Origin of the sequence: Flagellimonas algicola (genome assembly GCF_005937185.1) — a bacterium.
GTDB classification, from domain to species: domain Bacteria; phylum Bacteroidota; class Bacteroidia; order Flavobacteriales; family Flavobacteriaceae; genus Flagellimonas; species Flagellimonas algicola.
The window spans coordinates 1,218,009-1,232,151 of the sequence record NZ_VCNI01000002.1 but is presented as its reverse complement, the minus strand read 5'-3'; the positions used below and the strand labels follow the sequence as shown (position 1 = coordinate 1,232,151).

At 41.3% G+C, this 14,143-nt stretch carries 12 protein-coding genes; 6 read left to right on the top strand and 6 right to left on the bottom strand.

Annotated features, from left to right (window positions below):
- Positions 1-53 precede the first annotated feature (53 nt).
- From FGG15_RS14400 to FGG15_RS14385, 4 genes are read left to right on the top strand one after another with little or no spacing between them, the layout of a single operon-like run.
- Positions 54-1,844, top strand: a complete 1,791-nt coding sequence (locus tag FGG15_RS14400; RefSeq protein ID WP_138837430.1) for a M61 family metallopeptidase — start codon at positions 54-56, stop codon at positions 1,842-1,844.
- Complete coding sequence (locus FGG15_RS14395) at positions 1,845-2,375, top strand: GNAT family N-acetyltransferase (protein ID WP_138837428.1); 531 nt, start codon at positions 1,845-1,847, stop codon at positions 2,373-2,375.
- A 60-nt stretch (positions 2,376-2,435) separates the two neighbouring features.
- The gene (locus FGG15_RS14390) at positions 2,436-2,969 is read left to right on the top strand and encodes a DUF2975 domain-containing protein (protein ID WP_138837426.1); all 534 of its coding nucleotides are present in this window, start codon (positions 2,436-2,438) and stop codon (positions 2,967-2,969) included.
- 2 nt (positions 2,970-2,971) lie between these two features.
- Entirely contained in the window at positions 2,972-3,175 is a 204-nt protein-coding gene (locus FGG15_RS14385) for a helix-turn-helix domain-containing protein (RefSeq protein WP_138837424.1), read from the top strand.
- Between the two features lie 50 nt (positions 3,176-3,225).
- On the opposite strand, the gene FGG15_RS14380 is transcribed toward FGG15_RS14385, so the two are convergent.
- The 6 genes from FGG15_RS14380 to FGG15_RS14355 form a co-directional block, all read right to left on the bottom strand.
- Positions 3,226-3,504, bottom strand: a complete 279-nt coding sequence (locus FGG15_RS14380; RefSeq protein WP_138837422.1) for a F0F1 ATP synthase subunit delta/epsilon — start codon at positions 3,502-3,504, stop codon at positions 3,226-3,228.
- Between the two features lie 77 nt (positions 3,505-3,581).
- The gene (atpD, locus tag FGG15_RS14375) at positions 3,582-5,090 is read right to left on the bottom strand and encodes a F0F1 ATP synthase subunit beta (protein ID WP_138837420.1); all 1,509 of its coding nucleotides are present in this window, start codon (positions 5,088-5,090) and stop codon (positions 3,582-3,584) included.
- A gap of 164 nt (positions 5,091-5,254) precedes the next feature.
- Positions 5,255-8,017, bottom strand: a complete 2,763-nt coding sequence (locus FGG15_RS14370; RefSeq protein ID WP_138837418.1) for a TonB-dependent receptor — start codon at positions 8,015-8,017, stop codon at positions 5,255-5,257.
- Between the two features lie 208 nt (positions 8,018-8,225).
- Positions 8,226-10,073 (bottom strand): glutamine--fructose-6-phosphate transaminase (isomerizing), encoded by a 1,848-nt coding sequence (glmS, locus tag FGG15_RS14365; protein ID WP_138837416.1) that lies wholly within the window; start codon positions 10,071-10,073, stop codon positions 8,226-8,228.
- A 112-nt stretch (positions 10,074-10,185) separates the two neighbouring features.
- Complete coding sequence (locus FGG15_RS14360; protein WP_138837415.1) at positions 10,186-12,012, bottom strand: DUF4270 family protein; 1,827 nt, start codon at positions 12,010-12,012, stop codon at positions 10,186-10,188.
- 5 nt (positions 12,013-12,017) lie between these two features.
- Entirely contained in the window at positions 12,018-12,827 is an 810-nt protein-coding gene (locus tag FGG15_RS14355) for a glycogen/starch synthase (protein ID WP_138837413.1), read from the bottom strand.
- 102 nt (positions 12,828-12,929) lie between these two features.
- On the opposite strand from FGG15_RS14355, the gene panC reads away from it, so the two are divergent.
- Together panC and panD are read left to right on the top strand one after the other, a co-directional pair.
- Positions 12,930-13,778, top strand: coding sequence for a pantoate--beta-alanine ligase (panC, locus tag FGG15_RS14350; RefSeq protein ID WP_138837411.1), 849 nt, complete (start codon positions 12,930-12,932; stop codon positions 13,776-13,778).
- A 13-nt stretch (positions 13,779-13,791) separates the two neighbouring features.
- Complete coding sequence (gene panD, locus FGG15_RS14345) at positions 13,792-14,142, top strand: aspartate 1-decarboxylase (protein WP_106143590.1); 351 nt, start codon at positions 13,792-13,794, stop codon at positions 14,140-14,142.
- The last annotated feature ends 1 nt before the right edge of the window (position 14,143 follow it).

Genomic DNA, 14,143 nt, shown 5'->3' with positions numbered 1-14,143 from the left:
TAGTGTTTACTCTCTTTAAATGATTAAATTAGTTGCTTTCTAATAGCAATCAAATGAGGCTACTTTTTTCCTTAATTTCTCTACTTACGGTTTTGCCCTTGCTAGGTCAAACAAATACCTATTCCATTTCTTTTGAAAATGCTGTGCATCACGAAGCTCTAATCACAGCTACTTTTCCCGATATAAAAACCGACACCCTTTCTTTGAGGATGAGCCGAACTTCCCCTGGGCGATATGCCCTTCACGAATTTGCTAAAAATGTATACGCTTTTAAGGCGACCGACGGCAAGGGAAATCGATTGGATACAACACGACCAAATCCGTATGAATGGAAAGTCACTGGCCATGATGGCACCATCAACATAAATTATATCCTGTTTGCGAATCGAGGGGACGGTACTTACTCCCAAATAGATGAAACCCATGCACATTTGAACATTCCGCCCACTTTTATGTATGCCCCAACCTTAAAAGAGCGGAAAATTGAAGTCGATTTTAATGTTCGGGAAGACTTGGGTTGGAAAGTGGCTACCCAATTGTCATTGGTATCTGGAACTACCTACTCCGCGCCCAATTTGTACTATTTTATGGACAGCCCTACCGAAATCAGCAAATTTACTCTTAAAATTTTTGATTTGGACGGGCAGACCATACAACTGGCATTGCATCACAACGGGACTGAGGAAGAGGCTGACACCTACTTTGAGAAGGTAAAAAAAACGGTTTTGGCCCAAAAGGAAGTGTACGGAGAGCTTCCCAACTTTGATTATGGTACTTATACCTTTTTAGCTTGTTACGTTCCCAACGCATCTGGGGATGGGATGGAACATAGAAATTCGACCATCCTAACCAGCACCCGCAGTTTGGCCGAGGGCGGAATGGAGCGCAATATTGTCACGGTTTCCCATGAATTTTTTCATGCCTGGAATGTGGAACGTATCCGACCAAAAAGCCTGGAACCCTTCAATTTTGAGGAAGCCAATATGAGCGGAGAACTTTGGTTTGCCGAAGGTTTTACCAGTTACTATACCAATTTGATCTTGTGCAGGGCTGGTTTAATTTCTCCAAAGGAATATGTAGAGGGCCTTACCGGTACCTTCAATTATGTTTGGACATCCCCTGCAAGACGTTTCTTTAATCCTATAGAGATGAGTTATCAAGCTCCCTTTGTGGATGCAGCCACTTCCGTGGATCCCGTTAATCGGGAAAACACTTTCATTTCTTATTATTCCTATGGCAGCGTTTTAGGCTTGGCCTTGGATTTATCACTAAGACAAAATGGGCTCACTTTGGACGATTATATGAAAATGATTTGGAATAAATTCGGGAAAAAGGAAATTCCATATACCATCTCCAATCTTCATGAAACGCTTAGTCAATATGCGGGAGAAGCGTTCGGAGACCGCTTCTTTAATACTTACATATACAAAAGCGGAATGCCCAATTACAAAGCACTTTTGGAACTTGCTGGGGTAAATTTGGTCCAAATAGGGGAGCAGCCTCATTTTGGTTCCTTTGTTTCTATGAACAAAGATGGAGGAAGTGTTATGCGCAATCCAGCAATTGGAACTCCCGCGTACAAAGCAGGTTTGACAAAAGGGGATGTTATTCTAAATATCAATGCCATTCCCTTCGCAGAAGGACAAGATTTCAGAGCCTATCTGGGACAGTTTGAGATCGGAAAATCGCTTCAGGTGAATTACAAACGTTATGGGGATAAAAAAAATACAACCATAGTCTTAACTCCAAGCCCTTCCTATACCATCAAACTTATGGAAGATATGGAGGGAGCTCCTTCCGAGGAAATGTTGACGTTCCGAAAATCTTGGCTCAAAACGGAATAAATGGTCCGATACACACAAGCAACCAGCGATGGCCATCTGGAACAAATTCTTGAGCTCCAGCAACGGAACCTTCCTAAAAATATATCAGCAGAAGAACTGAAAAATGAAGGTTTTTTAACGGTAGAGCATTCGTTTTCCATTTTAAAGGAAATGAATGAAGAATGTGGGCACATCATCGCTTTGGACCATGAAAAAGTGGTAGCCTATGCCCTTTGTATGCATCCTAAATTTTCCGAAAGTATAACGGTGTTAAAACCCATGTTCCATGAAATTAATCTAGCGATTAGCGGACGTCAAAACTATATGGTCATGGGGCAAATCTGCGTTGACAAAAATTATCGGGGCAAAGGGGTTTTTCGGAAACTATATGAAACAATGCAAGCAAAACTTCCCGAGGGAATGGATACGATAATCACCGAAGTCGACGCAAAGAATCAACGTTCCCTAAATGCACATCTTGCCATCGGATTCACCGAGCTCAAAAGGTACCAAGGAGATGATGGAAAAGACTGGGTTTTAATTGTTTTATGATTACTAATTATTGTTTATCAATAATTTTATATATTTTTATTATTGTTAAACGATAATAAAATGAAAAACAACTCCAATAATCTAAAGGTATTCGGTCCAAATTCACTATCCAAATACCTTTTCTATATATTTAGGGCAATTTCAATAGGATTTCTACTTTTTATCATTTACATAGATTTATCCTTCTTACTGAGCAACGTGGAAATAATCAACGCTCGTTATTACATTTCACTTCCCATTCTCGGGGTCGTTGCCAAAGGTGATTATCAAACCAATGTTATTGTCACTATTACCTTGAGTATGCTTTATGGTACTATCTTTTTCTATGTGCTATCCAATATATTTAAAGCATTTGTATCAGAAACAGTTTTTACTGAGTCGGCTATAAAGCACTTAAGATATTTCTCATTTTTGAACTTGCTTGTTGGGCCCTTACTGTATCTAGTAACTCACTTCTTCATTATGCAACATTCTGATTACAGAGGCATCCATAATCCAATTCTAAATATCATATTTGGTGTAACCGCATTATTCATAGTTCATATTTTTAAGAAAGGATATGCTATCCAATCCGATAACGACTTAACCATTTAGCCATGCCTATTATCGTAAACTTGGATGTTGTGTTGTCCAAACGGAAAATGAAAAGCAACGAACTTGCCGAAAAAATTGGGATTACTACGGCTAATCTATCCATTCTTAAAACAGGAAAAGCCAAAGCAATTCGTTTTTCAACCCTAGAAGCAATTTGCAGAGAATTGCACTGCCAACCTTCTGACATTTTGGAATATCAGGAATAAAAAAAGCCGCTCAAATGGAGCGGCCTTTATATTTATGTAACAGTGTTAACTTAATCTGCCAACACGATAACTTTGTTATCCTTCATTTCAATGGTACCGCTGGTAATGGACAAAACTGTCTCCCCATTGGCTCCTTTTGAAAATTTGCCTTGAAACTCCTCTTCAATCTGAATGTCACCTTGAACCTTTACATCCCCCTGTTGTAGCAATGAAACAATAGGGGCGTGGTTTTGTAACATTTGAAATTCACCATTGATTCCAGGAACGGTAACAGAGGTTACTTCTCCTGCAAACAAAGTGGCTTCTGGTGATACTATTTCTAAATACATTTTTTATTGTCATTCCCGTGAAAACGGGAATCTTTTATAATTAATAATGCTTCGACTGCGCTCAGCACTCACCTTGGCTACGCCTCGGCAAGCATTTTCTCTCCAGCCTCGATTGCATCCTGAATGCTACCCTTAAGGTTAAATGCAGATTCTGGCAAGTGATCCAATTCACCATCCATAATCATATTGAACCCTTTGATGGTATCCTTAATATCTACCAATACCCCAGGGATGCCTGTAAACTGTTCGGCCACATGGAAAGGTTGGGAAAGGAAACGCTGTACCCTTCTTGCTCTACCTACGGCCAATTTATCCTCTTCGGAAAGTTCTTCCATACCAAGGATGGCAATAATATCCTGAAGCTCTTTATAACGTTGCAACAACTCTTTAACACGCTGTGCACATTCGTAATGATCCTTTCCTAAAATCTCCGGAGTCAAAATCCTAGACGTGGAATCCAATGGATCCACAGCAGGATAAATACCCAACTCTGCAATTTTACGGGAAAGTACCGTAGTTGCATCCAAGTGGGCAAAAGTAGTTGCCGGAGCAGGATCCGTCAAGTCATCCGCAGGCACGTAAACCGCCTGTACCGATGTAATGGATCCTCTTTTTGTAGAGGTAATCCTTTCCTGCATGGCACCCATCTCTGTGGCCAAAGTAGGCTGGTAACCTACCGCGGAAGGCATACGACCCAACAAGGCTGATACCTCGGAACCAGCTTGCGTAAAACGGAAAATGTTATCTACGAAGAAAAGTACATCCTTTCCTTGCCCATCTCCAGCACCATCACGGAAATACTCAGCAATTGTCAATCCGGAAAGGGCTACCCTTGCACGAGCTCCCGGAGGTTCGTTCATCTGTCCAAAAACGAAAGTTGCTTTGGACTCTTTCATTGCTTTTTTATCAACTTTGGATAAATCCCATCCGCCTTCTTCCATAGAGTGTAAGAAATCATCACCGTATTTGATAATTCCTGATTCCAACATCTCACGAAGCAAATCATTTCCTTCACGAGTTCTTTCACCTACACCGGCAAATACAGAAAGTCCACCGTGACCTTTGGCGATGTTGTTGATCAATTCCTGAATCAATACGGTCTTACCAACACCTGCACCACCAAACAATCCAATCTTACCCCCTTTAGCGTAAGGCTCAATCAAGTCAATTACCTTGATACCAGTAAAAAGTACTTCTGTGGAAGTGGAAAGATCTTCAAATTTGGGAGCTTCCCTGTGAATAGGAAGTCCATTATCTCCTTCTTTTGGAAGGTTTTCCAAACCATCAATAGCGTCACCAATTACATTAAAAAGTCTACCATATACATCCTCGCCAATCGGCATTTGGATTGCATTTCCAGTAGCATGGGCCTCAACACCTCGGCTTAAACCATCTGTTGAATCCATAGAAATGGTACGAACCGTATTTTCCCCGATGTGCGACTGCACCTCAAGCACCAATTTGGAACCATCAGCTTTATCGATTTCCAAGGAATCGTATATTTTCGGAATTTCTGTTCCTGATTCAAACTCAACGTCAATGACGGGGCCAATAATTTGGGCAACCTTACCTGTAACTTTAGACATTATTGTGTTTATTTTTAATTGAATACGATGGGAAAAACTGCTTTTTTTCCGGCTGCAAAGATATACTATTACATTTTAATGAAAAACTTAAAAACGGCTTTTTTTAGCAACAAAAAGGGCACTGTTTTTAGCAGTGCCCCTGTTAACTTTTTCAATGGGAATTGTTACGGATTTATGGTCCAAGAAACATAATAAATAGAACCAATATTTCCGGTACCTATCGCAGTAAAGTATTCATCTCCCAAAAGATTGGATCCCCCCACCTTAAATACCGATTTAATGCTGGGTACCGTATAATTCATCTGCGCATCAAGCACGGTAAAGGAAGGAACATCCCCATCTGCAAAGGAAGCTTCCCAGAAGAAACTATCGCTCCACCTATAGTTCACATTAAATCCAAAGTTTTTGAAAAGCTCGGTATTGCCAAATGATGCCTTTACTTTATGCTTAGGGGTATTGAAATTGGTCCTGAAATCCGGGAACCTGGCCTTATCAAAATCAAGTTCGGTATAGGTATAGTTAACACCCAAATCAAAATCTCCAAAGATTTTGGTGTCCACTCCTACGGTTCCTCCATAGGAATTAATATCCACGGTGGAATTGGTATACGTCTGATACGGTTTTCTATCACCGTTTTGTAGGGCCAGTAACGAAAGACCTCCATCTCCCGCTGTTCCATAGTATGGCACCAATACGGTTACATTGGCAATAAAATCCTTATACCTGTTGTAGTATCCACTCAAATCGACAGTGAATTTTCCAATCTGTCCACGATAACCAGCTTCAAAAGTGGTAATTTCCTCAGGCTTGATTACAGAAGTAGTAACTGCTTCCGGAGCACCACTTAATACAGAATTCAGGGAATATGCATTCTCATAGGCCGCTCTTCCCACAATTTCCACAGTTGATTGACCGATTAGGCCTTGACCATTTTGACTTACATCAAAAGTTCTTACATCCCGATCTAGGTTGTTTGGAGCAGAACCCACCAATATTGCAGCACCTGCATCTAATCCTATAAATAAGTCTTGGGTGGTTGGGTTTCTAAAACCTTGCTGTGCAGATATCCTGATGTTGTGATTGCGGTTTTCGCCAGCAGTATACGCCAATGCAACTCGAGGAGATACAAATCCATCAAAAAATTCATTCTTGTCAAAACGTGCTGACCCCGTAAATTTGAAACGATCATCCGCAAATTTCTTTTGAACTTGAACATAGGCTCCATATTCATTGTAAGTAATTGGGCCATCCGAATCCGTAAAGATGGTTCCACCTGAATTCAGTTCATATTCCCTAAAGGATCCACCTATTTGAATGTCAGCCCAATCGTCTATCAAATGGGCAAGGTTGTAGTTTCCATTTATATGACGGAATTTGGTATTATCAATAAATTTGGCTCCTGTGGTTAAATCCCCATCATTGGTTACTGTATTGAAGGCACTTTGAAATGCCGGGGTTCTTGGAATCAATCGTCCTGTATCCGCTGCTTGTCTTGCTGCAGCATGCGCGGCGGTTGATGCTTGCTCAGGTGTTAAACCACCTTGCTGAATACCCCCCAGATAAGCGGGGATGTATGTTCCTGCATATTCAGTGAACCATTGGGTGTCTCCCTTCCATCTTCTATTTATGTTAATTGCTGCAAACCTTGTATCGTATGCATCGCCAGAATTTTCAGATACCAGATAACCTCTAATAAAGAAGTTGTCATTTTTAAGTTCCAATTTATGCTGTTGCATGGAAAACCCGCTAACGGCATATCTGTTCGAACCTTGATATATTGTTGTACCTCGACCAATCCGTCCATTGTAAATCAGTTCTAAATCAGTTCCGAAAGGACGGTAATGAATCGCAAAATCGGTCTTCACGCTTTCCGCATTATAATCAGCCAAATCCCTTTCATCATATCCTGTTCTAGAAATGGTTGCAGTTCCAACGGTTCCACTGGGTAACCCGGCAGCTGCATCAAAGTCCAAGGTGGTTGAAACCTCATCCCCATAAACGTTCAGACCATCATATGCCGGATTGGAACGATCAGCTCCAGGATTGCCAAAATCCACAATGCTGTTGGCATGCCAATCTTCCCCTTTTAATATGGAAATGTTTGCCTTAACCGCCAGTTTATCGTTAAAGGCATGGGCGGCCCTTACACCAAAATCGTAATAGTTGTTGTCCCCTGCAGCTTCCTGGGAAGTAATTCCTGTTTTTCCATAGGCGCTGATTCCTTGAAAATCAAAAGGGTTTTTACTTCTCATGAACAAAATACCATTGAACGCACCTGCACCATACAAGGCAGAAGACGCACCAGGTAGTATTTCCACGCTCTGCACATCCAATTCAGACATCCCTACCAAGTTACCAAGGACAAAATTTAGTCCCGGTGCAGTATTGTCCATACCGTCCACCAACTGTAAAAAGCGGTTATTGGCAAAAGTGGCAAAACCTCTAGTGTTAATGGATTGGAAGGTTAAACTGTTGGTATTTATATCTACGCCCTTTAAATTTTGAAGTCCCCCATAGAAGGATTCCGCAGTTGTGTTTTTAATATCCTTGAGTCCAAAACGTTCCACGGACACCGGGGATTCAAAAATTCGTTCCGGGGTTCGGGAAGCGGAGATTACAATTTCATCCAAAAAAGTGGAGGCCTCTGCCAACACAATTGCAAGTGTTTGATTGTTTGAGGTTACATCCGCTACGTAATCCGCAAAACCAATGGCCGTAAACTGAAGTTGAAACGGGGGTTGTTCTGAAGTGTTGAAGGTAAAATTTCCATCAAAATCTGTAGTGGTTCCTTCCGCTTTTCCAACCAGGACAACATTGGTCCCGGGAATGGGTTCATTATTTTCATCAACTACTGTTCCCTGAACCGTTGTTTGTGCATAAGATAGGTAACCAAACAACATGAAGGAAAGAATGACTAGTCTTCTCATCAGTTTTTAATTTGAGTTAAAATAGTTTTAAAAGTGTGTTAAGCATTGCAGGCGGAAGATACATTTTTTTTCATTTGATTTCGTCAAAATCAAAAAAAATTATGCATGCATAGTACTTTATTGCTAAAAAAAGTGTGCTTTATCTACCATTTTAACAAAAAAACTGCGAAAATCGAAAGCTTTTTAAAGTATTATCGAATTCTGAAGGTCACTCCACGGTAACCGATTTGGCCAAATTTCGAGGTTGGTCCACGTTACAATCCCTCATCACGGCAATATGATAGGATAGCAATTGAAGCGGTATGGTGGTCAATAAAGGAGTAAGACATTCGGTAGCTTCTGGTACTTCTATGACGTGATCAGCCAATGCTCTCACCTGCTCGTCTCCTTCGGTAACAATAGCAATGATCCTACCCTTTCTGGACTTGATCTCTTGGATATTGCTCACCACTTTTTCGTAATGCCCTTTTTTAGTAGCGATGACCACAACCGGCATTTGCTCATCAATCAAGGCGATGGGGCCATGCTTCATTTCGGCTGCAGGATATCCCTCCGCATGGATATAGCTGATTTCCTTTAATTTCAATGCTCCTTCAAGGGCTACAGGGAAGTTGTACCCTCTTCCCAAATAAAGGCAGTTGGAGGAATCCTTATATATTTCTGAAATCTCCTCCACCAGTTCATTGGATTCCAAAGTTTTTTCCACTTTGGAAGGAATGCTTTCCAACTCCGTCAATATCTCATGGTACTTGGATTCTGAGAAAACACCCTTTTCATGGGCAAGTTTCAACGCAATCAAAGTCAGTACCGTTATCTGGGTGGTAAACGCCTTTGTAGAAGCCACTCCAATTTCCGGTCCGGCATGGGTATAAGCCCCTGCATGGGTTTCCCTTGCAATAGAGGATCCAACAACATTACAGACCCCGAACACAAATGCGCCTTTTTCCTTGGCCAATTTAATCGCCGCCAAAGTATCTGCAGTTTCCCCTGATTGGGAAATAGCTATAAGCACATCGTTTTCTGTGATAACAGGGTTTCGATACCTAAACTCGGAAGCGTATTCGACCTCAACGGGAACGCGGGCCATGTCCTCAAAAATATATTCGGCAACCAGTCCGGCATGCCATGAGGTACCACAGGCCACAATAATTATCCTGTTGGCGTTAAGGAATTTCTCCAGATTTTGGTCAATTCCCGCCATTCTCACAATCCCTTGATCGGCCAGTAAACGACCCCTATACGTATCTAGAATAGCACGAGGTTGCTCATAGATCTCTTTGAGCATGAAATGATCATAGCCTCCTTTCTCTATTTCTTCAAGGTTCATTTGAAGCTCAAGAATATTTGGATAGGCTATGGCATCATCTTTAATCTTGCGTAATTTGATTTCCTTCCCAATCCGCACAATGGCCATTTCCTCATCCTCTAGGTAAATTGCATTGTTCGTGAATTCTATAAAGGGAGACGCATCAGAAGCAATAAAATATTCGTTCTCACCAATTCCGATAGCCAAGGGACTTCCCAGTTTTGCCACCACAATTTCATCTGGCTTGTTTTTGTCAAACACGGCAATGGCATACGCCCCTACAACCTGGTTCAAGGCAATTTGAACCGCTTGTCCCAGCTTTACCCCTTCTTTTTTCTTCACTTCTTCAATCAAGTTCACCAAAACCTCGGTATCCGTGTCCGATTCAAAGATATAACCGCGTGCTGTAAGTGCTTTTTTAATGGATTCGTAGTTCTCAATGATTCCATTGTGGATTATCACCAAATCCCCGGAATTGGAATAATGTGGATGGGAATTAACATCATTTGGTACACCATGAGTAGCCCAGCGTGTATGGCCCAATCCCAATTTACCTTCGGTAGTAATGGTGGCCTCGCTTTTCTTTTTTAAATCTTCAACCTTCCCTTTGGTTTTCGCCAAATGGCTATCCTCACCATCAAATAATACTATCCCAGCACTATCATAGCCTCTATATTCTAAGCGTTGTAACCCTTTAATGATTATTGGATAAGCATCTCTATGTCCAATATATCCCACAATTCCGCACATAAGATTGAGTTTTAAGCTATTTGATGAATGACTTTGTTGCCAAATTTAGTCCCAAAAAGGGAAAGTTGGACCGCTGTAAGTCAAAAAACGAAAAAAGTCTATGAATGGTATGCTAGTTGGCTTCCGTGTAATAAATTTCCAGTTTGAGCTTTTTGTCCTCATCGGCAGCATCCACATTGCTGCCAAACAATACCGTGCCCAAAGGATTAATGTTGGACATTACAGGTACGTCTATAATTTCCTCAACGGAACCCATAGCCTCTAAAACTGCTGCAATCCCGATATTGGAAGTTACCGTTAGCGCCAATCTGGCATTGGTAGAATCTCTGACCACAATATCATTGATGTGATTCGTAATCCTAAACTTGTACTGGGTGCCCTGGTTGTTATCTCTTTGAAGGATGCCATCAAAATCCAAGAAAAGCCCTAGGGGTTCATTAGTATTGCTAGTTTCTATTGTGGCATCATATATGGGTTGATTGGTTTCCGCATTATAAAGGTATAGCCTCGAAGGTTCATCTGTAATCCCCATGGATGCATCCAAGGTTGTACGGTCCACATAAAAAACAAGATTAGCCTCGTTAATGATCCAATTGTTCTGCTTGATTTGATTTATCAAATCCCCACCACCATTAATGGTTTCTTCAAACAATCTTATTTCGGTAAAGGTACCCGTTCCCCCACGGACATAAATTTTTGATGCATTTTCGCCATTGTCAAGCGCATTGGCAATATCAGCAGGCAAGATATCATCTTGCAAAATATTGACGGCATTCCCTAATATTGCACCATTATTATTGACCAAAAGGTTCAGGACAAAATCGCGTTCCACTGTTTCAACCTCCTCCTCAGTGGAATTGTAATCTTGGAATTCGTAGGTAATGGTAACTGTGGCTTGGGTCAAATCCAACAAGAACATAAGTTCTTCACTATCTGAAGAACCTGCCAAATGTATTCCACGGATATAGTCTGAAAAATTGGCTTGGCTAATCAATTCAGCATCCCCTTCTTTATCCAAAATCTCCTGAAAAAAGGACTTTTCCAATTCAACACGAATTCCAGGGGCGATTCTATTTTCTACTTGAAGCGACTCATCCACGTCAGTTGTTTCAGGGTCATCCTCAAACCATTCCAACTCCTCTTCGTTATTTACTATGACCTCCCCACTAAAAAGCTCTTCATCAACAAATGCCAAAAAATCCTGATTGGAAAAATACTCTTGGGCCTCCTCAAAATTGCTGTTTGGATCCAGATCCCTTAAATAATAGGTGAAGGAGGAAACCTTCAGATTAAAGGCTTGGGTTCTATCCCCAAAAATACTATCCAGATCAAAACGTTTTGCAAAAGTATTGGCAATAAAGCCCTCACCTGTTCCATCCTCATCTGGATCAAAAGGGTCAGAGCCAATGATACGCTCCTCATTATCTGAAACTCCATCCCCATCCTCATCGGAATTAGGGTCACTGGAATCGTTGTCAAACTCATCTTCCACCCCATCGCCATCATTGTCCCTCAACGAAGTTGGAGGCAATTGGAACGGTATGTACAAAAAGACCTCTTTTACGGTCTCATTTTCTTGAACGGTATTGTCATTATCGTCACTGTCTGCATTGTCCTCTGACTCTTGCGACAATTCCCCAAAGATTGGATTTCCTTGCCCGCCATTTGGCAACCAAAGCTGCGAAGCTATACTGGCATTCCTTTTTCCATATACGCCATCATTCAAGGTCCCCAATTGATAGAGTGGAAGTTTATTGGTCTGAACAGCTTCCACCCCCTTATTGAAGGCAAAAACTTCATACTCTGCCTTTCCAGTGGTAAACGGTTCTCCCGCAACTACACCCTCACCTATGGTCCCCAATTCCTCCTCACAGGATGTATTGATTAGAAACAAAGCTCCAACCCAGGCTGAAACCCATATAATCCTAGAAAATTTCATGCAATTTATTTTAAAACTTCTGTCTTATAGAAATTTGTGTACGCCTCTTCTGCTTCTTGAAGAGAAACATAGGGCAATACTGGTTTGGAAAGATTTGCTATGTGGTTTTTCAAGTCCTCTGAAATCTCCTCCGAGGCTAAAATAACCGCATCGGAATAATCCACTGCAACTTTTAACAAATTATTATAGTCAGGTGTTGTAAGCGAAGCTATCTGTTCCTCCTTAATCCCGTCAAAAGTAATTTTGTTGATCATTTTCCCATCCAAAGCTCCTTCATAGCCTCTATCGTAAACCGAAGTAACGATCTTACTATCCGCAAACAATGGTTCATCAGAATAGTATTCCCTTAAATACAAGGGAAGCAAGGAAGCCATCCAACCGTGTACGTGGATGATATCTGGGGACCAATTCAGCTTCTTAACAGTTTCAACAACCCCTTTGGCAAAGAAAATGGCGCGTTCATCATTGTCAGGAAAAAGATTCCCTTCCGCATCGGCAAAAGTGGCTTTTCTTTTAAAGTACTCATCGTTGTCAATAAAGTATACTTGGATTCTCTCCCTTGGAATAGATGCTACCTTAATAATCAAAGGCATATCCATATCATTGATTACCAAGTTCATCCCTGACAAACGGATGACCTCATGAAGCTGGTGTCTCCGCTCATTGATATTCCCGTATCTGGGCATGAATATGCGAATCTGACCCCCATTGCTATTAACCATTCTGGGCGCTTCGTACGACATTAAGGAAACTTGATTCTCTGGGAGGTAGGGCACTAATTCAGAAGATACAAACAATATCTTTTTACCATTCATAAACACTTTCTTTTGCTTATCCGAAAAACGTAGGCGCAAAAGTACAAAAATTATGCTGATTAGCAGTATTTATAGTATTTTTGCACGCTTTTGATTTACGCTATGCACGTATTTGACCGTAAGAAGGATCTACAATCCTTCCTACAAAATGAAAGAAACAAAAATCGTACCATTGCCTTGGTAGCTACCATGGGGGCGCTGCACCAAGGCCATTTGTCTTTGGTGAAAAAGGCCATCTTGGAAACCGATGTAGTTATTGTAAGCGTGTTTGTAAACCCAACCCAATTTGATCAAAAAGAAGATTTGGAGAAGTATCCAAGGAATCTTGATAAAGATTTGGCCCTACTTCAAAGTGTTGACCCAAACATTGTAGTGTTTACTCCAACAGCATCCGAAATCTATGGGGAGCAGGTAGTTTCCAAATCCTACGATTTTGATGGATTGGACAAGGTCATGGAAGGAGCATTCAGAACCGGACATTTTGACGGTGTTGGAACCATTGTGGAATTGTTTTTAAAGACCGTATCCCCAGACAGGGCATATTTTGGAGAGAAAGATTTTCAGCAACTCCAAATCATTAAAAAAATGGTGGCGTCTAAGCAACTCCCTTATACCATAGTAGGTTGTCCCATTGAAAGGGAAGCTAATGGTTTGGCCATGAGTTCACGTAATGAACGTCTCTCCCCTTCGACTAGGGAAGAAGCTGGATTTATCTATAAAACCTTAAAAGCTGCCAAGGCCAAATTTGGCACGGAAAGTGCTAAAGGAATTAAGGACTGGGTTAATACCCAGTTTGCCGAAAACCAAACATTGGAGTTGGAGTATTTTGAAATAACGGATGAAGACACCTTAACCCCAATGAATGAAAAACAGGCAACCCAAAAATATAGGGCTTTCATTGCCGTTTATGCTGATGGAGTCCGATTGATAGACAATCTAAGATTGAATTAATTAATTTTGCGCCATGCAAGTTGAAGTAGTAAAATCAAAGATCCATAGAGTAAAGGTCACCGGTGCCGATCTCAATTATATTGGGAGCATTACCATTGACGAAGACCTCATGGATGCTGCGAATATCATCAGGGGAGAAAAGGTACAGATCGTGAACAACAACAACGGTGAGCGATTGGAAACCTATGCCATTCCAGGACCAAGGGGTTCCGGGGAGCTTACCCTTAACGGTGCCGCTGCACGTAAAGTTGCAGTTGGCGACGTACTTATTTTGATCACTTATGCATGGATGGGTATAGAGGAAGCCAAATCCTTTAATCCTGCATTGGTCTTCCCCAACGAGGAAACCAATAGGCTAAACTAGT

What these genes read in the sequence shown, in the direction of transcription:
- FGG15_RS14400 (WP_138837430.1), top strand. Translation starts at nt 54, where the DNA reads ATGAGGCTACTTTTTTCCTTAATTTCTCTACTTACGGTTTTGCCCTTG.
- FGG15_RS14395 (WP_138837428.1), top strand. Translation starts at nt 1,845, where the DNA reads ATGGTCCGATACACACAAGCAACCAGCGATGGCCATCTGGAACAAATT.
- FGG15_RS14390 (WP_138837426.1), top strand. Translation starts at nt 2,436, where the DNA reads ATGAAAAACAACTCCAATAATCTAAAGGTATTCGGTCCAAATTCACTA.
- FGG15_RS14385 (WP_138837424.1), top strand. Translation starts at nt 2,972, where the DNA reads ATGCCTATTATCGTAAACTTGGATGTTGTGTTGTCCAAACGGAAAATG.
- FGG15_RS14380 (WP_138837422.1), bottom strand. Translation starts at nt 3,504, where the DNA reads ATGTATTTAGAAATAGTATCACCAGAAGCCACTTTGTTTGCAGGAGAA.
- atpD (WP_138837420.1), bottom strand. Translation starts at nt 5,090, where the DNA reads ATGTCTAAAGTTACAGGTAAGGTTGCCCAAATTATTGGCCCCGTCATT.
- FGG15_RS14370 (WP_138837418.1), bottom strand. Translation starts at nt 8,017, where the DNA reads ATGAGAAGACTAGTCATTCTTTCCTTCATGTTGTTTGGTTACCTATCT.
- glmS (WP_138837416.1), bottom strand. Translation starts at nt 10,073, where the DNA reads ATGTGCGGAATTGTGGGATATATTGGACATAGAGATGCTTATCCAATA.
- FGG15_RS14360 (WP_138837415.1), bottom strand. Translation starts at nt 12,012, where the DNA reads ATGAAATTTTCTAGGATTATATGGGTTTCAGCCTGGGTTGGAGCTTTG.
- FGG15_RS14355 (WP_138837413.1), bottom strand. Translation starts at nt 12,827, where the DNA reads ATGAATGGTAAAAAGATATTGTTTGTATCTTCTGAATTAGTGCCCTAC.
- panC (WP_138837411.1), top strand. Translation starts at nt 12,930, where the DNA reads ATGCACGTATTTGACCGTAAGAAGGATCTACAATCCTTCCTACAAAAT.
- panD (WP_106143590.1), top strand. Translation starts at nt 13,792, where the DNA reads ATGCAAGTTGAAGTAGTAAAATCAAAGATCCATAGAGTAAAGGTCACC.